General features: G+C 30.2%; 15 protein-coding genes, 4 tRNA genes and 1 other annotated feature. Of the genes, 16 read left to right on the forward strand and 3 right to left on the reverse strand.

Annotated features, from left to right (window positions below; genetic code table 11):
* The first annotated feature begins 13 nt into the window (after positions 1–13).
* The 9 genes from bsdtw1_RS21895 (at position 14) to addA (ending at position 11,136) form a co-directional block, all read left to right on the forward strand.
* On the forward strand, positions 14–247 hold the full coding sequence (locus bsdtw1_RS21895) for a DUF1667 domain-containing protein (RefSeq protein ID WP_183279587.1): 234 nt from the start codon (positions 14–16) through the stop codon (positions 245–247).
* 72 nt (positions 248–319) lie between these two features.
* Positions 320–522, forward strand: a binding site (T-box leader).
* 486 nt (positions 523–1,008) lie between these two features.
* Positions 1,009–1,099, forward strand: a tRNA-Ser gene (locus bsdtw1_RS21900).
* A gap of 35 nt (positions 1,100–1,134) precedes the next feature.
* Positions 1,135–1,225, forward strand: a tRNA-Ser gene (locus bsdtw1_RS21905).
* Positions 1,226–1,758: 533 nt separating this feature from the next.
* A tRNA-Ser gene (locus tag bsdtw1_RS21910) sits at positions 1,759–1,849 on the forward strand.
* Between the two features lie 34 nt (positions 1,850–1,883).
* Positions 1,884–1,974 (forward strand) — tRNA-Ser (locus tag bsdtw1_RS21915).
* Positions 1,975–2,141: 167 nt separating this feature from the next.
* Positions 2,142–3,032 carry a metallophosphoesterase gene (locus bsdtw1_RS21920; protein WP_183279588.1) on the forward strand — a complete coding sequence of 297 codons (891 nt, stop codon included), beginning with the start codon at positions 2,142–2,144 and terminating at the stop codon, positions 3,030–3,032.
* Positions 3,033–3,137: 105 nt separating this feature from the next.
* The gene (locus bsdtw1_RS21925; RefSeq protein WP_183279589.1) at positions 3,138–3,677 is read left to right on the forward strand and encodes a GNAT family N-acetyltransferase; all 540 of its coding nucleotides are present in this window, start codon (positions 3,138–3,140) and stop codon (positions 3,675–3,677) included.
* Between the two features lie 173 nt (positions 3,678–3,850).
* Positions 3,851–7,312 (forward strand): helicase-exonuclease AddAB subunit AddB, encoded by a 3,462-nt coding sequence (gene addB, locus bsdtw1_RS21930; RefSeq protein ID WP_183279590.1) that lies wholly within the window; start codon positions 3,851–3,853, stop codon positions 7,310–7,312.
* Positions 7,312–11,136: a helicase-exonuclease AddAB subunit AddA gene (gene addA / locus bsdtw1_RS21935; RefSeq protein WP_183279591.1), complete on the forward strand. Its 3,825-nt coding sequence runs from the start codon at positions 7,312–7,314 to the stop codon at positions 11,134–11,136. The genes addB and addA overlap by 1 nt, the downstream gene beginning before the upstream one ends.
* Before the next feature lie 270 nt (positions 11,137–11,406).
* Here the strand turns inward: addA and bsdtw1_RS21940 are convergent, their stop codons facing one another.
* On the reverse strand, positions 11,407–12,351 hold the full coding sequence (locus bsdtw1_RS21940; RefSeq protein WP_183279592.1) for an AEC family transporter: 945 nt from the start codon (positions 12,349–12,351) through the stop codon (positions 11,407–11,409).
* 28 nt (positions 12,352–12,379) lie between these two features.
* Positions 12,380–13,717 (reverse strand): CCA tRNA nucleotidyltransferase, encoded by a 1,338-nt coding sequence (locus bsdtw1_RS21945; protein ID WP_183279593.1) that lies wholly within the window; start codon positions 13,715–13,717, stop codon positions 12,380–12,382.
* A gap of 206 nt (positions 13,718–13,923) precedes the next feature.
* Here bsdtw1_RS21945 and bsdtw1_RS21950 point away from each other — a divergent pair, with 206 nt between their 5' ends.
* The gene (locus bsdtw1_RS21950) at positions 13,924–14,889 is read left to right on the forward strand and encodes a 3'-5' exoribonuclease YhaM family protein (RefSeq protein ID WP_183279594.1); all 966 of its coding nucleotides are present in this window, start codon (positions 13,924–13,926) and stop codon (positions 14,887–14,889) included.
* Positions 14,890–14,959: 70 nt separating this feature from the next.
* On the opposite strand, the gene bsdtw1_RS21955 is transcribed toward bsdtw1_RS21950, so the two are convergent.
* Positions 14,960–16,270: a L,D-transpeptidase gene (locus bsdtw1_RS21955; RefSeq protein ID WP_183279595.1), complete on the reverse strand. Its 1,311-nt coding sequence runs from the start codon at positions 16,268–16,270 to the stop codon at positions 14,960–14,962.
* Between the two features lie 112 nt (positions 16,271–16,382).
* Here bsdtw1_RS21955 and bsdtw1_RS21960 point away from each other — a divergent pair, with 112 nt between their 5' ends.
* The 6 genes from bsdtw1_RS21960 (at position 16,383) to bsdtw1_RS21985 (ending at position 23,269) form a co-directional block, all read left to right on the forward strand.
* Positions 16,383–17,168, forward strand: a complete 786-nt coding sequence (locus bsdtw1_RS21960) for a DUF1189 domain-containing protein (protein ID WP_183279596.1) — start codon at positions 16,383–16,385, stop codon at positions 17,166–17,168.
* A 75-nt stretch (positions 17,169–17,243) separates the two neighbouring features.
* Positions 17,244–18,044, forward strand: coding sequence for a DUF1189 domain-containing protein (locus bsdtw1_RS21965; RefSeq protein ID WP_183279597.1), 801 nt, complete (start codon positions 17,244–17,246; stop codon positions 18,042–18,044).
* Between the two features lie 16 nt (positions 18,045–18,060).
* Positions 18,061–19,284 carry a peptidase T gene (pepT, locus tag bsdtw1_RS21970; protein ID WP_183279598.1) on the forward strand — a complete coding sequence of 408 codons (1,224 nt, stop codon included), beginning with the start codon at positions 18,061–18,063 and terminating at the stop codon, positions 19,282–19,284.
* Between the two features lie 175 nt (positions 19,285–19,459).
* Positions 19,460–20,788, forward strand: a complete 1,329-nt coding sequence (gene glnA, locus bsdtw1_RS21975; RefSeq protein ID WP_183279599.1) for a type I glutamate--ammonia ligase — start codon at positions 19,460–19,462, stop codon at positions 20,786–20,788.
* A 20-nt stretch (positions 20,789–20,808) separates the two neighbouring features.
* Positions 20,809–21,381: an ANTAR domain-containing response regulator gene (locus bsdtw1_RS21980; RefSeq protein ID WP_183279600.1), complete on the forward strand. Its 573-nt coding sequence runs from the start codon at positions 20,809–20,811 to the stop codon at positions 21,379–21,381.
* Between the two features lie 676 nt (positions 21,382–22,057).
* Positions 22,058–23,269 (forward strand): exonuclease SbcCD subunit D, encoded by a 1,212-nt coding sequence (locus bsdtw1_RS21985; protein WP_183279601.1) that lies wholly within the window; start codon positions 22,058–22,060, stop codon positions 23,267–23,269.
* Position 23,270: the final 1 nt, after the last annotated feature.

The raw sequence follows: 23,270 nt of genomic DNA on the forward strand, positions 1-23,270 counted from the left end.
TGGAGGATTTATTTTGGAGAATCAAGAGATATTTACGAGTGTAGTTAGGGTTAAGGGGTCGAGTAAATATAATTTAGTTTCAGTTAAGAGTAGTGAACCTATAGATAAAAGTTTATGGCTAGAATTATCTAAGGTTTTATCAAGAATATATGTTGGAGCACCAATGTATATGGGAGATATAATATGTAAAAATATATTGAATACTGGAATAGATATAATAAGTACAGCAAATATAACAAAAGATTAATAAATTTAATGTTTATTAGAATAAATGTTGACAATATATCAATAAGTGGAATATAATATATTAAATTATATAAATAAACTGCTGATAAGGCTAGTAGTAATTATCAGATTTTTAGAGAGTCGATGGTTGGTGTAAATCGATAGTTTGTAATTATGAATCCACCTTTGAGGGACTACGATGAGTAGTACGGGTATACCGTTATATAAATTGAGAGGATAAAAAGATTATATTTTTTTATCAACTAGGGTGGCAACGCGGAGCTTTTCGTCCCTATATGGGATGATGGCTCTTTTTTATTTTGTTTAAATATGCCCATGTGTTAAGTAAAGAGCTACTAAAAGTATCACATACTAAAAATATTTTGTATTAATAGAAATGTCAAAGCCCAAGATATTTCTTATAATCAATTTAGTTTTATATGTAGCGTACAGATATTCAAGTTAAAAGATTAATTTATATAAATTTAAAATCACTCAGCCCAGTGCATTAAAAAATTATAAATTATTTTAAACATGAAAATGTTAGTAGCTCATTACTATCAAATATATTATACAAGAAAGATGCGGTTAAATGTAGAGTTATTTCATATTTAACTACATCTTTCTTATTTACCTTAAAGATTATCAAAAATATACTATTAAATAAAATACTTTTTCAATAAAAATAATATTCATAAGAAAAAACTTATAAAATTATTTAAATTAATTTGTATTTTGTGTTGACATAATATATATAGCTTGATATAATATCAAATGTGACACGGAGAGATGGTCGAGTTGGTTTAAGGCACCGGTCTTGAAAACCGGCGTACGGGTGACCGTACCGTGGGTTCGAATCCCACTCTCTCCGCCATTTTTTTTTATAAAAATTTAATTTGTAGGACACATGGAGAAATACTCAAGTGGCCGAAGAGGCGCCCCTGCTAAGGGCGTAGGTCGGGTAACCGGCGCGAGGGTTCAAATCCCTCTTTCTCCGCCAGAAGCATTTAGTTTATACTAAATGTTTTTTTTATTTTTAGCTATTTATAATTCAGTTAGATTTTTGGGTAAATATAGGATTCCTAACTCAACTATTAATTTGTACTTGCCCGAAAATCCCCAGAAGCTGCGATTATCAAACATGTATAACTTAAGTTTTTATATAGGAACTCTTTATTATTAACAGGTTTAAAACTTAATGTAAATTAGGAAGTAAAAACAAGAATATATCTACAGCAAGGTTTTTCTCATATACATCTGTAAGGGCAGATGTCAAAAAACTAAAGCAATTTACTTCAGTAATTTTTTATGAAATTATAATAACGTAAAATTTATAGATAAGTGAATATTATTATATTTATATTTGAATACATAGAATTTATAAAATTAAGTATACTATTATAATGTTGGATCAGTATAATTAAATACATGTAGTTTTATAAAAATATATTTCATAAAAAGTTCCAATAAAAATTCAAATACTATGTTGACATAATAATTCTTAGTTGATATAATAAAAACTGTCGTTGACATGGAGAGATGGTCGAGTTGGTTTAAGGCACCGGTCTTGAAAACCGGCGTACGGGTGACCGTACCGTGGGTTCGAATCCCACTCTCTCCGCCATTTAAATAACTAAAGATTAATTTGTAGGGCATGTGGAGAAATACTCAAGTGGCCGAAGAGGCGCCCCTGCTAAGGGCGTAGGTCGGGTAACCGGCGCGAGGGTTCAAATCCCTCTTTCTCCGCCAGCAACACTCAGTTGAAAAACTGAGTGTTTTTTGTTTTTACAGATATTTTAATACCTAAAGTTTGTAAAAAGTAAGCTATGAATTAGCTGTTTTTAAAATTAAAGTATCCATTTACTTACTGAAGCATATAATGATAAAGCATAATAATATTACATGAAGATTTTTGTATGAAGAAAGATATATTGACAAGGGTAATGAGTAAGTCTCCAGAAATTTACTTCAATAAAGATAATAAAATTGCATTTATTAGTGATTGTCATAGAGGGGATGGGACTTATAAAGATGATCTTATGCCAAATGCTAATATATATATGACAGCATTAAACTATTACTATAGAAACAATTTTACCTATATTGAAATTGGAGACGGAGATGAATTGTGGAAAGTTAAAAATATAGAAGACATATATAATACCTATCCAGATATATTTAAGCTTCTTTTAAAGTTTAAGTATGATAATAGATTATATATGTTATATGGGAATCATGATGAGATAAAGGCTACTAAAAAATTTAAACATATGATAGATAGAATAGATAGAAATGAAGAAGAAAATGATGTGTATAATCTATTTCATGATTTGCCGATATACGAGGGATTAGTATTAAACTATGAAGATTTAAAAAGGTTATTTGTAATACATGGTCACCAAGTTGATAAGATAAATTATAATCTTGAGCCATTTGCTTCATTCATAGTTAGATATGTTTGGTCGTTTTTAGAAGGTCACTTAGGTTTTAAGAATGGAACCAGTCCTGCCAGAAGTAATACTAAAAGAAAAAAAGTAGATAAAAAACTTCAACAATGGGTGAAGTTAAATAACCAACCAATAGTAGCTGGTCATACCCATAGATCAAGACTGCCACAGCCTGATGAAATACCATATTTTAACGATGGATGCTGTATTCATCCTTATTCAGTAAGTTCTATTGAGATAGAAAAGGGAAAGATATCTCTAATTAAGTGGAGTATAAAGTCTTTAGAAAATGGTGTTCTTACAGTTAGGAGAGAAATAATCGGAGGTCCAGAATTATTAGTTAATTATAAAATAATATAAGTGCTTATAAAACTTTTCATAGACTAAACAAGTGTATATATTGAACCAAATATTTACAGGGTATATAATAAAAGAGTATTATTGCTTGCTTAAGAAGGTGTAAGTTTGTTAAAAGGAAAGAAGATATATTTAAGATCAGTGGAAAAAAGAGACGTAAATATATTTTATAATTATTCTACTGATAAAGAGATTCGAAAGTTTGATGGTGGAAATATGATTCTCCCTTCAATAGAATCTGTTATGCAGCATTTTGATGAAATAATGAATATATCTAGAAAAACATTAAGCATAATAAACGAAAAAGGAGTATTGGTTGGATATCTGACATATAAAGAGTTTGAAGATACAAATAATATATACTCCATTGGAATTACTATTGGGAGTCAATTCTGGGGAAGAGGATATGGACAGGATTCTATAAATGTTTTATTGGAATACCTATTCATGTATAGAGGAGCGCAAAGGGCTGAGTTAGAAGTTGTTGATTATAATACTAGAGCTATAAATTGCTATGAGAAGTGCGGATTTATAATTGAAGGAAAGAAGAGAAAAAGATATTTTGCACAAGGTCAATACCATGATACTTTTATAATGGGAATATTAAAAGAAGAATTTGATAATATAAAGAGCAATGATACAAAATAATATTAAAATATAAAGAAACTTTTCAACATGGGTAATAAAAATTATCCATGTTTTTGTTATAGGATAAATTAGTTAGTTAAACTAAAAGTTTTATATATAGGTTATAATTATAATAGAACTTAAGTTTGGTATATCAATAATTAAACTATATTGATAAAAATAGGAGATAGTCTATGGGAATAAAGTTTATATACGGAAGAGCCGGTAGCGGTAAAAGTTACTATTGCATAGAAGAAATTAAAAATAAGATTGAACAGGGAAAAGAAAATAAATTAATACTTTTAGTTCCAGAACAAATTACCTTCCAAACAGAAACAAGGTTATTGAAGCATATTGGAGAGAAAAGTGTACTAAAATCTGAGGTGTTAAGTTTTAAAAGAATGGCTCATAGGGTGTTTAACTTCTGTGGAGGGATAACTCATAAGCGTATGAATGAAGCAGGAAGAAATATGCTCATTTTTAAGGTGCTAGAAGAAGTGAGTGATAAACTAAGTGTATTTTATAGAGCTTCAAAGCAGCAAGGATTTATAGATATAGTTTCTAAAACTATAACAGAATTTAAAAAATACAATATTACCTCGGAAATATTAAAAGTTACAATGCAGGCTATGCGAGAAGATGATGAAGAATTAAAAATGAAATTAAATGACTTATCTATAATATTTGATAAGTTTAATGAAGTACTTCACAAGAATTATATAGATTCAGAAGATGAATTGAATATGTTATCAGATAAACTTGATAATTGTAATATTTTTGATGGAGCAGATATATGGGTAGATGAGTTTACTACCTTTACACCTCAACAATTAAGAGTTCTTGGTAAGCTTATGCAAAAAGCAAATAACGTATATTTTGCTTTAACCTTAGATGAGACTCATGGATTAGATGAAACTGATATTTTTAATGTAATTAAGAATACGGAAAAGAAGCTTATAAGAATAGCTGGTGAAAATAGGGTTCCTTATGATGGATATTTAGATTTGAATAGTAGGGAAAATTTTAGATTTAAAGAAAGCCGCGAATTAAATCATTTAGAAAAACACTTTTTTACATATCCATTTATACCTTATAAGTGGTCTAATGGAGATATAAGAATATATAAGGCTAATAATAATTATGATGAAATAGAAGTTGTAGCAAAAGACATATTAAGATTAGTGAGAGACCAAGGGTATAGATATAAAGATATATCGGTAGTATGTAGAAACTTAGAGGATTATGAAAAGATAACTTCGGTAATATTAAATCAATATGATATTCCATATTTTCTGGATAAGAAACGAGATATAGTTAGCAATCCTCTCATAGTACTTATAACTTCAATATTTGAAATATCATCAAGGAACTGGTCCTACGAGAGTGTATTTAAATATCTGAAAACTGGCCTTACAGGTCTTAATGGTGATTATATAGATATTTTAGAGAACTATGTTTTGGCCAATGGCATAAGGGGAAGAAAGTGGTTTGAAGATTGGTGGGAGTATCCCGTTGATAGATATCATGCAGATAAAGATGAGATGTCAAGTGAAGAAAAACAAAGACTATCTCTTATAAATGATATAAAAGATGAGGTTAAGCAGCCGCTAATAGATTTCTACTCTAATATCAAAGGTAAGTGTACAGTGAGAGATATTTGCATAGCACTATATGACTTTATGGCATCACTTGGTATTATTGAAAGAATGGAGAGCTTATCTAGAGTATTTGAAGAAAAAGGTGTTGGTGATAAGGCAAAGGAGTATGAACAAGTAATAGAGATAATTATGGAAGTACTAGACCAAGCGGTAGATGTAATGGGAGAAGAAATAATAGATCCTAATGATTTTATTAAGATACTTAATGTGGGCTTTGAAAAGTACGAGATTGGTTTGATTCCAGTTGCTTTAGATCAGGTTAATATAGGTGAAATATCAAGAATAAGAAGCAGAGAGTTAAAAGCCTTATACATAGTAGGTACAAATGATGGTGTATTTCCTGCTTCAAATAAGGATGAAGGTATACTTTCAGATCAGGATAGAGAGCTTTTAAGAGATCAAGGTGTAGAACTTGCTTCAGATACTAAAACAAAAGCCTTTGAAGAGCAATTTCTGATTTATTCAACCTTGACTATGTGTAGTAATTATCTAATGATAACTTATCCTTTAGCAGATTTTGAGGGGAAATCTTTAAGACCATCTATTATAATACCTAGACTTAAAAAGATATTTCCAAATGTTAAAGAAGAAAGTGATATCTTTAGAGAAAATAATGATACTTTAGAAAAGGTAGTTGCTCCAGTTCCAACCTTTAATGAGCTTATTGGTGCATTAAGAAGAGATTTTGATAAGAAGGAAGTTGAAGCATACTGGTCAGAAGTTTATTCATGGTACAAGAGAAAGCCTCAGTGGAAGGAAAAAGCGGATAATATTTTTAAAGGTCTCAAATATACCAATCAAGAACAGGATATAGCTAGAGATAAGATAAGAAAGATATACTCTAGTAATGATAAGTTGTTGTTTAATGTATCTAGAATAGAAAAATATGCTCAGTGTCCATTTGCCTATTATGTTCAATATGGATTAAAAGCAAAGGATAGGAAGGTATATGAATTTACACCACCTGATCTTGGAAGCTTTATGCATAACGTTTTAGATGAATTTACTAATCATATAAGAGATAAGAAAATACAGTGGAATGATCTTGATAAAGAAAAATGTAAGAATATAATATCAGAAATAGTAGATAAGCAAGTAGGAGAAAGTTCTGCTTCTATATTAAATAGTTCAAAAAGATATAAGTATTTTACAGATAGATTTAAAAATATATTAACTAAATCTGTAACAGTAATATCTGAACATATGAGAAGGAGTAAATTTGATATATTCAGAAATGAGTTTGAATTTGGTAGCTATAAAGACAGTGAACCAATAAAGCTTAAGCTGGCATCAGGTGATGAGGTTTATTTAACAGGTAGAATAGATAGAGTAGATACAGTTGAACTTGAAGGAGAGACCTATATTAGGATAATAGATTATAAGTCTGGAAGTAAAGAATTTGACCTTAATCAGCTTTACTATGGTCTTCAGATTCAGTTATTAGTTTATTTAGATGCATTGATTAAAAACTCAAAGTACTTTTTAGATAAGCAAGTAGTACCTGGGGCTATACTTTATTTTAGAATTGATGATCCTATAATAAAATCTAAAAGGGATTTAAGTGACGATGAAATCAAGGAACAGATTCTTAAGAAACTAAAGATGGATGGACTTATGCTTAAGGACATAAAGTTAGTTAAAGCTATGGATAAGACTATGGAAACTTATTCTTTGATTATTCCTGCAGCTTTTAAGAAAGATGGAGATTTTACAAAACAAAGTGCTGTGGTTACAGAAGAGCAATTTAACATGCTAAGAAAATATGTTAATGAAAAGATGATAGAGCTATGTGAAGAAATGTTAAGCGGGCGTATAAAGATAGAGCCATCAAAAGATGGTAAGTTTACATATTGTAATTTTTGTAATTATTCTTCAATATGTCAGTTTGATATAAGCTTAAAAGATAATACTCATAAGCTTATAAGAAAACATAGTGATGAAGAATTATGGAAAGAAATATCAAGCACTGTAGAAGAACATCAAGGGGGTGAAAGGTAATGGGAGAAACTAAATGGACTGCAGAACAACTTAGTGCTATAACAACCAGAAGAAGAAATTTACTAGTAGCAGCTGCAGCTGGGTCAGGTAAAACTGCGGTATTGGTTGAGAGGATAATAAGAATGATAACTGAAGGTGAAGAGCCTGTAGATATAGATAGCCTTTTAGTAGTTACCTTTACTTCAGCTGCGGCAGCAGAAATGAGAGAAAGAATAGGTGATGCTATATCAAAGGCTTTAGAACATTCTCCTAATTCAAAGGTTTTACAAAGACAGTTAGCACTATTAAATAGAGCAAATATAACTACGATGCATTCCTTTTGCTTAGATGTTATAAAAAACAATTTTCACCACATAGACCTAGACCCTAATTTTAGAATAGGCGATGATACAGAATGTACTCTAATAAGAAGTGAAGTTGTAAGCGAACTATTCGAAGACAGATATGATCAAGATGATGATAGTTTTAAAAAATTAGTTGATTCATATGGCCAAGGAAAAGATGATAGCAAGCTTCAACAGATGGTTTTAGACCTGTATCAGTTCTCTATGAGTGAACCATGGCCAGAAACTTGGCTTAAAGAAAAATGTGAAGAGCTAAATATATGTAGTGAAGAGGAGCTTAATAACAGCCACTGGGCTAAGATATTAATTAATAATGTAGAAATAGAATTAGAAACTTTTGAAAGGTTACTACATAATGCTAAAGAGCTTTCTGAAACAACTGAAGGTTTAGAACCATACTTAACTAATATAGAAGATGATATAAATCAAATTATTAGTATTAGAGAAGGAATTGCTGGTGGATTAAGTTCTGTATATAACAAAATAGAAGGTTTAAGCTTTTCAAAGCTCAAGTCTGTAAAGAAGAATCAGGTATCAGATGAAGAAGCTCAACAGAGAGTTAAAGATATAAGAGATGACGTTAAGAAAAAGCTGAATAAGATGAAAGAAGATATATTTTCAATACCACCTGAAGAAGCAGTTAAGGATTTTAAGATATTGTATTTTCTTATAAATGAACTAGTAGGCCTAGTATTAGAATTTGATAAAAGATATAAAGGCAAGAAGAGGGATAGAGGTATTTTAGACTTCAATGATTTAGAACATTTATGTCTTAATGTGCTTACTGAAGAAGGTGAAGATGGACAAATAATGCCATCCTCCGTAGCTAAAGAATTTAAAATGAAATTCAGTGAAGTATTAGTTGATGAGTACCAAGATACCAATAACATTCAAGAGACAATAATAAGCATGGTTTCTAGAAAAGAGGAAGAAGATCCTAATGTATTTATGGTAGGTGATGTTAAACAAAGTATATATAGATTTAGGCATGCAAAGCCAGAGTTGTTTTTAAATAAATACAATAGTTATCCTACAGATGGAAGTCATGATATGAAGATAATGCTTTATAAGAACTTCAGAAGCAGAAAAGAAGTTATTGATGGTGTAAACTATATATTCAATATGCTCATGTCAAAATCAGTTGGTGAACTTGAATATGATGAAAATGAGGCATTGAATCTTGGTGCTGATTATAAAGATTTAGATGCAGAAAATGTATATGATATAGAAAATGAAGTTAATACACAGGATATAGAGATAGCTGGAGATATAGAAGTACACATCTTAGATAAATCAGCTCAAAAGGAAGATAGTGAAGAAGCTGAAGTTGTAGAAAGTGATATGCAAGAAGATGTTCAAAACAGCGAAGCAGAAGAGGATTTAGATTCTATACAGATTGAAGCAAGAATAGTTGCTAAAAGGATACATGAACTGATGAATGCTTCTAATGGTAAGAAGTATATGGTTTGGGATAGGAGTTTAGATAAGTATAGAAGGCTTAAATATAAAGACATAGTTATACTTTTAAGAGCAACAAAAAACTGGTCAGAAGTTTTTGTAGATGAGTTAGGACAAAGTGGAATACCTGTTTATGCTGATACTGGCACAGGATATTTTGATACTATTGAAATTAGAACTATTATGTCTCTTCTTCAAGTAATAGATAATCCTATGCAAGATATTCATATACTATCGGTTTTAAGATCACCTATATTCTTATTTTCATCTGAAGAATTAGGAGAGCTAAGGTTGATAGATAAAGAAAAATATTTTTATGAAATATTAAAATCTATAAGTGAAGGTGCGTTAAGTAGTGAAGCTTCAGACATCACTATTAATGATGAACTTAAGAGAAAATGTGTTTATTTTGCTGAAAAGCTTAAGTTATGGAGAGACAAAGCTCTTTATATGCCAATTGATGAATTTATATGGTATTTATATATGGATACTTCATATTATGGATATGCAGGGGCTATGCCTAATGGAGTGCAAAGGCAGGCTAATTTAAGAATATTATTTCAAAGAGCTAAACAATATGAAAAAACAAGCTTTAAAGGCCTATTTAATTTTATAAACTTTATAAATAAACTTAGAAAGTCCTCAGGAGATATGGGAAGTGCTAAAATACTTGGTGAAAATGAAGATGTAGTAAGGATTATGAGTATTCATAAGAGTAAGGGTCTAGAATTCCCAGTAGTATTTTTGTCAGGGTGTGGAAAACAATTTAATCTTATGGATTTAAATAAAGAAATACTATTTCATGATGAATTAGGTTTTGGTCCAGAATATATTGATGTAGATAGAAGAATAAGTTACACCTCTTTGCCTAAGCATGCAATAAAGATGAGATTCAAACTTGAGGCCCTCTCTGAAGAGATGAGAGTGCTATATGTCGCTTTCACTAGAGCAAAAGAAAAACTTATAATAACAGGAGCAGTTTCAAATCTTGAGAAGGTAACTAAAAGATGGTGTTCTGCAGCTGCATTAAGTGATGATAAGATACTATCTTCAGAAGTTTTAAAGGGTAAGAGTTATATGGATTGGATTGGTATGGCACTTGCAAAACATAAGAATGGTGAAGAATTAAGGAAAAGTGGAAATACAATTGTGGACTATATTAAAAGTGACTTTTCCACATGGAATATAAAATACTGGTCCAAGAATGATGTAATTGTGGATGAAAAATTAAAAGCTGTGGATGAAATTGAAGATGAATCACAGGAAAGAAGACTCTTTATATATAAAGATAGTGGTGAAATAAATGAAGATATAGAGAGAAGATTAGATTTTCAATATAAGTTCAAGAGTTCTACCAGTATCGCGGCAAATATATCAGTATCAGATTTAAAACGTGCTGCTTATGAGGAGGATCAGAATGAGATTGAGACTATATATAAAGGTGATAGAATAATTAAACCTCAGTTCTTACAAGAAGAAAAGGGATTATCGGCTGCTGAACGAGGTACAGTAGTACATTTTGTTATGCAGCATATAGAACTTGGAAAGTTAAGAAGCAGAGAAGAGGTTGAGGACCAGCTTGAAGATATGGTACAAGGAGAATTTTTAACTAAGGAGCAAGCTAAAGTAGTGAACATAAGTAAAATATTTAAGTTTTTCCAAAGTAATATAGGAAAAAGAATTATTGAAGCTTATGAAAATGGTAGTATGCTTTATAGAGAGTTACCTTTCTTTACAGAGATACCAGCATACCTTGTGGATAAATCTTTATCAAAGGAAGAGACAAAAGATGAACTAGTAAGACTGCAAGGAGTTGTTGATTGTTTCTTTGAAGAAGAAGATGGATTAGTTTTAGTAGATTATAAAACTGATTATGTTGAGGAAGGTAATGAACAATTGATAAAGGATAGATATGAAGTGCAACTCAATTATTATTCAGATACTCTAGAAAAGATAACAGGAAAGAAAGTTAAAGAAAAATATCTTTACTTATTTGGATTAGATAAAGAGGTTAAATACTAAATGAATATGTACCACTTCAATCTGAAAACTATTTTCAAAACCCTTCTGGGTTCTGAAAGGATACTTTGAAAATATAAATTTAAAAATGAGATGGTACAGCTAAAATATACGAATATAAGAATATATAAGTTTGCACAATGTAAATTTATATATTCTTTTCTTTTACTATATAAGAAATAGAGTCAGTATATAATATCAATTATAATTACAATACTTTTCGTATATAAGATTTATTTATATAGATAAGTGCAGGTGTTCATAATAAGCGATTTATAAGAGGTATTTAAACAAAAAAACATATATAGGTATGAAGACAAAACTTGCTATAAGTGAGGTTGCATTTAATACCGAAGCAAACTTATAGTCTCCATCATACTCTCTGGCAACAATAGCTACTGTATTCATAACAGGCATAGCAGACATTACTATAAATACCTGTTTCATCAATAACGGAAATGAAGTGAAACTTAGAAGTATGAAAGCTGCTATTGGAGATATTATGAATCTACCTATAAGAATTAAAACAGAGTCTTTGTCCACTTTCATTTCGCTATAATTCATACTAGAGAGTATAGAACCTATAAATATTGTAGATAAAGGAGTAGTTAAGTTTCCTAGATACTTACAACTATCTAAAATAAAAATAGGTAGCTTAATTTGTAGAAGTATCAGTATAGTTGAAAATATGAAAGCAACCAAAGGGGCGGAGATAATGTTTTTTAAGTTTTCTTTTGAAAGAAACTTATTATTAACACTTTTACCATCTTGTCTTATATCATAGGCAGCTATGGACCAAAAGAACAAGGTGTTTATTATATAATATATCAATATATAAGGAAGAGCCTTTTCTCCAAAGATAGATATATTTACTGGTAGCCCTACAAATATAGTATTGGATAATCCAAATAAGGCCCTAAAAACACCTTTTCTGTTGCTGGAGATGTTAAAGACCTTATATATAATAGATCCCACTAGATAAGTTAGAGTTATACATAAAAATGCAACTATATATCCACCTAAGGAACCTATAAATTGTTCTTTAGTAAAGCTAGTATTTAGGTTAGCTATCATAAATGCAGGGAGTGATATATTTATTACTAGTTTAGACATTAAGTTGTCTGCATTATCATTAAACCATCCTTTTTTACCTAAGGAAAATCCAACTGTTATTAGAATTACAAGGGTAAATACTCCGTTAAACGCATTAATAATCATAATAAAATCTCCTCTGCAATTACTAAAATTACTTGTTATATATTAGATAATCTTTCGCTAAGTTAAATAAATTCTCCCTAGTATTTAAGGTTGGGTCTTTAAGAACCTTTTCCAATAGATGATTTAATAAGTTACCTAATTCTTTTCCGGGTTTTAAGTTTAGTTCGTTAATTAAGTCATTTCCGTTTATGATCAAGTCTTTTGAAGATAGTGGTGCTTTTGAGTTTAAAATCTCAGTAATTCTATTATCCATGTTATCGACATGTTCAAGGTATAAAAATGGTGGCGCAGAGGATAATATATCAGCTCTTTGAAGCTTAAATAAGTCATAAACTAAATCCTTGCCAACTCTATTTATCATCCTTTTTAAGGCTACATCTGTGGCATTTACTAGCACATTCATATGTTCCTTTACTAATGTGCATGCCATATCAGAAGTTACATTATCAATTCTAAGACGTCTAAATATCTTTCTTGAAAGATACTCACCTTTATTATTATGCCCATAGAAATGGCCAATGTTATTTTCATCTAGAGCAAAGCATACTGGTTTTGCTATATCATGAAACAATGCTGCAAGTCTTAGATGAACTTTTTTTGGTACCTTTTCTACAACTGATAGAGTATGATTGAATATATCTTTATCATGATAAGGGGTATGCTGATCAAAACCAACGCAAGCATCTAGTTCAGGAATTATATGTTTAAGTATTTTTGTATCAGCTAAAAGTTTAAGTCCTAGAGTAGGGTTATCAGACATTATTATTTTTATAAATTCATCTCGTATTCTTTCAAAACTTATATTTTTTATAAGATGACTATTCTTCATAATTGATGAAAGAGTCTCTTTTTCTATATCAAAACCAAGTTGAGAAGCGAACCTGATCGCTCTCATCATCCTTAAAGCATCTTCATTGAATCTCTTATCAGGATCTCCAACTGCTTTTATTAGTTTATTATTTATATCATCAAGACCACCAAAATAATCAATTAGGCCTGAGATGTTATTGTATGCCATTGCATTTATAGTAAAATCCCTTCTAGATAAGTCTTCTTTTATATTAGATACAAACTCAACCGACTCAGGTCTTCTATTATCTATATATTCTCCATCAATTCTATATGTAGTTACTTCAAAGCTATTACCTTGAACAATAACTGTAATGGTTCCATGCTGTATTCCTGTAGGAATTGTTTTATCAAATAAACTTTGTATTTTCTCTGGAAAGGCACTTGTAGTTATATCATAATCATTAGGTGTAATTCCTCGTATGTTATCTCTAACACAGCCACCAACAATAAAGGCTTCAAAACCATTTTCATAAAATTTATCTATTATGAACTGAACTTCCTTTGGTATATTCATATTAAAACCTCCTGTAAATTTTTATAGGTCTATAATAATTATTAGTGTATAACTTATGATCAGTATATGGTTCTAACTTAAGGTATAATTTAAGTATATAATATATTATAAGCATTTAAATAAAAAATTTTACTTGTTTATGTTTATGAATAGTAAACTAAAGATATAATTATTAATAGTATATTGACGAAAGGATGTAAAGCGTATTGGGTATAGAATTAAGAAAGATAAGTGAATTTGAACAAAATGAAAGAGTAGAAGGGTTCTACCTGATTAAATCAGTAAGTTTAAAAACAGCAAATGCTAATGGCAAAAAGTACCTAGATTTTGCATTGGGGGATAGCACTGGTGAGATAGCAGGAAAGCTATGGGAAGTTAATGAGGAAAATGAAAATTTATTTAACGAAAATACAATTGTTAAAATAAGAGGAATGGTGTCTGCTTGGCAAGGAAATCTTCAACTTAAGATTGAGAAGATAAGAAATATAGAGCAAGGAGATAATATAAATATTCAGGACTATGTTCAAAGTGCTCCATTCGATAGTGAATACATGTTTGATAAGATAAAAGAATATATAGAAAAAATGAAAAATGAAGATATAAAGAATATTGTTGGGTATTTATTTAACGATTCTAAAAATAAATTAATGTATTATCCAGCTGCGAAGAAAAATCATCATGCAATAAGAGGCGGGTTACTTTATCATATAATGACAATGCTTAATGTAGCAGAAAACTTAAGCTCAATATATACATTCTTAAATAAAGATCTACTTTATGCTGGGGTGATACTACACGATCTTGCAAAGATGAAGGAAATGAACTCTAATGAGCTTGGTATAGTGGGTGAATATAGTTTAGAGGGTACATTGCTTGGCCATATAACTCAAGGAATAAAAGATGTTGAAGTTGTAGGAGAAAGTTTTAAAGCTGATAGAGAAGTAATAGTATTACTACAACATATGATACTTTCACATCATTATGAGCCAGAGTATGGAAGTCCGGTTAAGCCTATGATAGCAGAAGCTGAAATGCTGCATTATATAGATATAATTGATGCTAGAATGTATGATATAAGAAGAGTAACAGGTGAAACGGAAGAGAAAGAATTCTCCGAGAGATTGTGGTCTCTTGAAAATAGGAGAATATATAATCATAACTTAGATAAATAATAAACTAAAAATAAACTAGATAAAATTTTAAATGCCCTCTGTCTAATTGACAGGGGGCATTTTGTTTTACCTAGTTTATTATTACTTTTGACCCTCTTGTAATATTATCATATATCCATTTAGCATCTTCTACTTTAAGCCTAATACAGCCGTGAGAAGCGGCTTTACCTAATGTATAATCTGTTATTTTGGTTTTGGATTCATTGTAAGGTAATGAGTGAAATAAGTAATTACCATCAAATTGAACCCAGTACTTAGCCCCTTCTTTGTAATCAGTTGAATAGAACCAATCACCTTTCTCTTTTACAGTATACACTCCTGAAGGGGTTTCGCTTCCTTTTATTCCAGTAGAACAGGAATAATTTTTTACCAAACTCCAATCATTCTTTTTGCCCTTAAAAACATAAGTTTTTTGAGCTGATAAGTTTACATAAACCAAATAAGATGTATCAGAAGTAAGGTTAAGTGAATTTATTGTATTTGCATTAATTGTCATTGCTGCAACAGAGGTAGTCTTTGTGGTAGAGTCCGTATTGCTATTTGAATTTGTGGTGTTCTTTGAAGAATCATTTGATAAATTATTAGCTTTTGATTCGTTAGAGCTTGAATTTGAGCTCGTATTCTTAGAGGAATCAGAAGCTGAATTCTTGTTGGTTGAATCTTTATTGAGAAATTTATTTTTTTCATCTTTATATTCATCAATTTTGCTTAATATATCCTTATCATTAGAATAATATTTAGCATTGTCTTCTAGTAAAGAGATAGCTTTAGAAAAATAATTTTCAGAAACTAGTTTCTCAGCTGAGCTTAGTGTTTCCTCTTTTATTGAATTAATTACTTCTTTTTTATATTCCTCTGCTTTTAGAAAGTTATCATCAAAATTACTAACTTTGTCAAAAGCATTATAAGCGTCTAGATAGTTTTTATCTTTATATAACTTCATGCCTAATGAAAAGTTATTAGCGGAGTCGTTAAGGAGAGGGATATTCTTCTTAGCTTCGCTTATCTTATCATTAACTACACCATATCTTTCTACTTCACTTAAAGCTGCTAGTGTAGCTTCATCTGATAAACTATTATTTTTGTAACTAGACATCAGGTCATCTATATATGCTGAGAAATAGTTTTTTAAATCAGTATATAATAATAGCTTTTTTGCAGGATTAAAGTTCCCTTTTGATACCATAAGGGAATTTGCTGTTGAATAATCCTTTTTATCAAAATCAATTTTAAAGTCAGTGATTATGTCATTATAAGCATAAAAAGAATAAGACATTGCTATGCAAAAAAAAGCTAATATAAGCATGGTAATAGTTTTTGATAAAGAAAGTTTCTTTTTTTTCTTTTCCTGTTTTTCTTCCTTTTCTTCTTTTTCCTTCAAACTTCATCCTCCTTCCTATTTTAGTTAGATTATTTCCAACTTTGCATGAATATAAACAACATTCAGTACTAAAAATTTTTTCAATGGCTAAAATACAATAAGGAGGGATAGTATGGATAAGAATGTGCCTTTTTTTATAAAGATATATAATGCAATGGCTAAACCTAAGTTTTATATAAAGTTTAATGAATTGAGTTTTGCTAGTGCAATAATTTATCTATTTACAATATCAATAATTTTTGGATTTATAAGCTATATCAGACCTACATATAATTATTATAAATTCATGGATACAATACATAATGAAGTAGTATATGAATTCCCGGAGTTTACTTTTAATAATGGAATTTTAGAAGTAGATGGAAAACAACCAATCTTACTAAAAAGAAATGATTATAATATAGTAATAGATACTACAGGAAAGACTGGTTTATCAAAAATAGAAGACTATGATAAAGCTGTACTAATTCTTAAGGATAAAGCTTATATAAAGAATGGATCTAGTAGTATAGATGAAACTAGGTATAGTATAATAAAGTTCTTAAAATTTAATAAGGCTGAATTTATTGAAGCGATGTATGATTTTAAGGCAGGAGCTTTTATTATGCTTGCATCTGCTCCAGTATTATTTTTTCTTTCAAATCTATTTACAGCATTTATGGTATCTGCTGTAGGTACACTAATAAACTCGGTGCTTAAAGCTGGAATAAAATATATAAACTTATATAAACTCAGTTTATATGCTATTACAACAGCTGTAATTATAAGTTGTATAAGAAGAGTATTAGCTCTTAATATTGTATTTATAAATTATATTTACTTAATTATAAGCTCAGTATATATGTTTTTAGCTATAAGAAACATATTGATAACTAATACTAAAAATATAGAAGAGTAGATTGGTCTACTCTTCTTTTTAATCAATTAATATAGTATAATTTCTATATAATGGTATAAGGTGGAGGAGTAGTTAATGCAAAAAAAAGATAACTTTTTTAAAAAATTCTTAAAATCTATAGTAGATGTAAAGTATTATATCAACTTTAACAGAGAAACTTTAGGAAGAGCTTTTTTATATCTTTTAATAATGTCAATACTTTTAGGGGGCATTAATAGTATAAAAACAGTTTACACTGCTACAAAAGCAATAAGTTCTGCAGTAAGCGAATTAAATAACAATAATGTAGATTTTAAATTAGAGAACGGAGTTATGAATATATCTTCAAGTCCATTTACTTATAAGGATAATGATACTTTGATTATTGTTGATACAACTAAAAATGCTAGTGAATTTGACATGTCTTCAATTAAAGGTAAAAGCCCAAATATGGTGTATGTGTTTAAAGATAAATTCATAGTAAATGAACAGAATGGACAAAACCAAGATGTAAAGTACTCAGATTTAGGAGCTATTACAGTAACTAAAGATGGTGTTATAAATCTTATCGACAAGCTGAAGTGGTTTTCGCTTTTATTAGTACCATTGTTTATGATAGGAATGTTCATAGGGCATATGTTCTCAGCTTTAGTAGTAGCTGTAATAGGTATACTTATAAATATATTTATTAAAGCTAAGGTTGAGTTTGGAAATTTATATAAGCTTGCAATTTATGCATTAACTTTACCTACAGTAGTAGATATTGTAAGAGGTGCATTTAGTCTTCAAGTTCCTCATTTTTATAAGATATATATTTTAGGAGCATTAATATATCTGGGAGTTGTATTGAAGACAATAAAAGATGATAATAATAATATGGAATTAACTGAACTATAAGAAAAGAGGCGTTAATATGTCACAAGTAATAGACAGATTTCTAAGATATGTAAAGGTAGATACAAAATCAGACACTACAACAGGTACTACACCAAGCAGTAAGGGACAATTAGAGCTAGCTAAATTGATAGTTAAAGAATTACAAGAAATAGGATTAGAGGAAGTCGTGTTAAGTGATACTGGTTATATTTATGCGACTATACCTTCAAATATAGAAAAGCAAGTTCCTACCATTGGTTTTGTAGCACATATGGATACATCTCCTGATATGACAGGTAAAGATGTTAAGCCTAAATTTGTAGAAAATTATGATGGTGGGGATATAGTACTAAATGCTGAAAACAACATAGTGCTTTCACCAAAAGAATTCCCAGATTTGTTAGAGTATAAAGGGAAGAATTTAATAACAACTGATGGAACTACTCTTCTAGGCGCTGATGATAAAGCTGGTCTTGCAGAGATAGTAACTGCAGCAGAATATCTTATAAATCATCCAGAAGTAAAGCATGGAAAGATAAGAATAGGTTTTACTCCAGATGAAGAAATAGGTGAAGGTGCAGATCATTTTGATGTAGAATTTTTTGGAGCTGACCTTGCATATACAATGGATGGTGGGGCTATAGGTGAATTAGAGTATGAAAACTTTAATGCAGCTGGAGCTAAAGTTACTATTAAAGGAAGAAATGTTCATCCTGGTAGTGCTAAAAACAAAATGATAAACTCAATGCTTATTGCAAATGAATTCATAAATCTACTTCCATCTGATGAAGTTCCAGAAAAGACAGAAGGTTATGAAGGATTTATTCATCTTACAGATATGAAAGGTGAAGTTGAAGAAACTCACTTGGGATTTATAATAAGAGATTTCTTTAAAGATGGCTATGAATCTAAAAAGAATAAGTTAAGACAAATAGAGAAATGTTTAAATGATAAATATGGTCAAGGAACTATAAATGTAGAAATCAAAGACCAATATAAAAACATGAAAGAAAAAATAGAGCCTGTTATGTATATAGTTGAAAATGCTATAAAGGCTATGGAAGCAGCAGGTATAAAGCCAAATGTAAGACCTATAAGAGGTGGTACAGATGGTGCTAGACTATCCTTTATGGGGCTTCCTACACCGAATATATTTGCTGGTGGAGAAAACTTCCATGGAAAGTATGAATATGCAGTAGTAGAATCAATAGAAAAAGCTGTTGAGGTTATTTTAAATCTGGTAGATATATATTCAAAATAAACTTAGTTACATGTATTTACATTTTAAATATTGACAACTCTATTAGTACAGAATATTATTAATAGTATGATATAACTAAGGAATAATACGATGAACAAAGACGTTCTATATAAGAGTCAATTAGGCTCTATATAGGCGTCTTTATTATTATCAAGGGTAAAGGAGAGAGGTTTTTATGTCTTATTCAAAAGAAGATATAGTCAGGCTTGTTGAAGAAAATGATGTTAGGTTTATTAGACTACAATTCACAGATATATTCGGTACTATGAAGAATGTAGCTATAACTTCTAGACAGCTAAACAAAGCTCTTAATAATGAATGTTTTTTTGATGGATCATCAATTGAAGGATTTGTTAGGATGGAAGAAGCAGACATGTACTTAGCACCAGACTTGGATACTTTTCAATTAATGCCTTGGTCAACACCTGACGGAAATATAGCAAGACTTATTTGTGATGTTTACACAGGTGATGGAAAGCCATTTGAAGGAGATCCAAGATATATTTTAAAGAAAGTAATAAGTGAAGCAAAAGATTTAGGTTATACCTTTAATGTAGGACCAGAATGTGAATTCTTCTTATTCCACACAAATGATGACGGTTCACCAACTACTAATACTCATGACAATGCAGGTTACTTCGATTTAGGACATATAGATCTTGGTGAAGAAGCTAGAAGGGATATGTGTATAGCTTTAGAACAAATGGGGTTTGAAATAGAAGCATCACATCATGAAGTTGCAAGAGGTCAACATGAGATTGATTTTAAGTATGATAATGCTTTAAAGACTGCAGATAATATAATGACATTTAAATCAGTGGTTAAGACTATAGCACAATCACATGGGTTACATGCAACTTTCATGCCTAAACCTATATTTGGTATAAACGGTTCAGGTATGCATATGAACATGTCATTATCAAAGAATGGAATTAATGCATTCTTTGATGAAAAAGATGATTTTGGTATAAGTGAGGATGCATATAGTTTTATAGCTGGCCTTCTAAATCATATAAAAGGAATAGTTGCAGTTACTAATCCACTTGTTAACTCTTATAAAAGATTAGTTCCAGATTATGAAGCACCTATATATGTTTCATGGTCTCCTAAAAATAGAAGCCCTCTAGTTAGAATACCAATATCAAGAGGAAAATCAACTAGAATTGAACTTAGATGTCCAGATCCATCTTGTAATCCATATCTAGCACTTGCACTTTGCCTAGCAGCTGGATTGGAAGGAATAAAGAAAAAACTTACACCACCAAAGAATATCGAAGCTAATATATTTGCTATGACTGAAGAACAAAGAAAAGAACATGGTATAGATAGCCTTCCTGATAATCTTTATGATGCAATTGTAGAATTTAGTAAAGATGACTTAGTAAAAGATACTTTAGGTGATCATGCATTCCAAGTATATAAGGAAGCAAAGAATTTAGAGTGGGATGACTATAGAGCAAAGGTACATCAGTGGGAGATAGATCAATATTTGAGTAAATTCTAGAAGTAAATGGGGGGAAGTGCATGCTTAACGGTTATAAGATTGTATTAGGAACAAGCACTTTAAAAGCAGGTGGACAGATAAAAAGCCTTCTCCTTCAAAAGGGTTTTAATGTTGATGGCATCTGCACTTCCGGGAGTATGCTCATAAGAAAGTCACGACTTACAAAGCCAGATATAGTTATAATAAATTATGAGCTTACAGATACAAATGGGGCAGAGGTTGCAAAAGTTATTTCAGGGGAAGCAATAAGCAAAGTAATACTTTTATGTACTTCACAGCAATATAATATAATATCTAAATGGACATCACAATTGGGCATAGTATGCATGCAAAAACCAATTAAACCTAGTAGCTTTTTGCATACTGTAAATGATGTTATTGAAGATATTGCTAATAGTAAACATGGTAAGGCTGAAGGAAGTACTAGACCAGTGGGGGATAAACTTATAATAGATAAAGCAAAACAACTATTAATGAAAAAAGAAAACATCGAGGAAAATGAAGCCTACAGACGAATTCAGAAAGAGAGCATGAATAGCAAAAGGCCTATGCTCGATGTTGCAAAGAGAATAATAAATTCCTATAAAGGATAAGCAATGGCGCTTGATTCATACACAGATGAATTTGAGCGTCATTTTTTATAGAAAAATATATAGTATTTCATATAGATTGTGTTTTAGGTTAAAAGGGCATTAATTATATAGATAAATAAGATAGATACAGAGATAAATAAAAAAATAATAGTAGTTATAATACTTAGTTAAATCATATAGAAGGTAGTACTTAGATAAGTTTTAGTAATGGGTGAATATATATATATGCTTAAACTTCACTAATACTATAATCATACATTTAAATGCATTACAATATGTAGCCTCCAATTTTATATTATTTTATAAATGACAAATTATAAGAGATAGCCTGTACTTGGATTTAAGTATAGGCTATTTCTTTTAAATAACGCTATATTCTTTTAGTTTAACTATAAAATAATATATGATATAAATATAAGATTAAATATTAATGAAGAATATCACTACAGCAACCTTTTTATTAGACTGCTTTTTAAATAATTAGTCCATACTTAGATATGGCAGGTAATCCCTGGTTTACACAAAAATACTTTAAGTGAAGTAGAAGGAATAAGAAGGTTAGTATAGAAATTAATGATTAATGAACCATGAAGCTTTGATTTGTCTATTGTTAAGATATGATCATTAAGCTTCGATATAATTTGATAATAGAGTATAACTTTGAGGTGGAATATATATGAAATTTATACATACAGGAGATTGGCATATCGGTAAAATTGTAAATGAAATAAGTATGATAGAAGACCAAGAATTTGTTTTGGAGCAGCTTGTAAAGATAATAGAAGAAGAAAAACCGGATGCATTAGTTATTGCTGGAGACATATATGATAGATCAGTACCTTCTGTGGAAGCTGTATCTTTGTTAGATAAGGTGTTTTCTAGGATATTATTAGAACTTAACACTCCTATAATAGCTATAGCAGGTAATCATGATAGCGCAGAAAGAGTGTCTTTTGCATCAGGAATTTTGACTAAAAATAAACTTTATATACAAGGTAATTTTAATGAGGGAATAAAGAAGGTAGAGCTTGAAGATGGACATGGGAAGGTTAATTTTTTCTTGATACCTTATGCAGAACCAGTAGTTATAAGAGAATTGTACAAAGATACAACGGTTAGAACTCATGAAGATGCCATGAAAAAGCTAATAGAAGAGATAAGAAAAGAAGTTAGTGGAAGAGAAAGAAATGTTATTGTAGCACATGGGTATGTTTCTTTCATGAGCGATATAGAAGAAGTTGCGGTAGATGATTTAGGAGAAGAAAAGAAGAAAAGAGCAGGACTTGAGGTTTCTGATTCAGAGAGACCACTGAATATAGGAGGAACAGATCTTATAGGTGGAGAAGTATTTGATGGATTTACCTATACGGCTTTAGGGCATCTTCATGGACCACAAAAGGTAGGTTCAGATAGGATAAGATATTCTGGGTCCTTACTTAAGTACTCGTTCTCAGAGGCACGTCAGAGAAAAGGCGTAACCTTAGTAGAGATAAATAATGATGGTGAAGTTAAGGTTGATATAAAGGACTTCAAACCTAGAAGAGATATGAGAACTATAAAAGGACCTTTAAAGGAATTAATAAATCCAGAGGTTTATAAGGATACAAATACAGAGGATTATATATTTGCAGTGCTTACTGATGAAGGGGAATTAGTAGACCCTATATCTAAGCTTAGAGCAGTGTACCCAAATATAATGGGACTTAGTAGAGAGAATTCTGCCCAAAGAGAAGGAAGCAAGACTTCTGCGTCCTTAGGGTATAAAACTAAGGGTAAGGATGAGCTTTTTAAGGAATTCTATAAAGCAATTGCAGGAAAAGAAGTAGATGAAGATAAGTTTGGTATAATAGCCGACATCATAAGGGATGTTGAAAGAGAGGTAAAGTAGT

This window comes from Clostridium fungisolvens (assembly GCF_014193895.1).
Lineage (GTDB): Bacteria > Bacillota > Clostridia > Clostridiales > Clostridiaceae > Clostridium_AR > Clostridium_AR fungisolvens.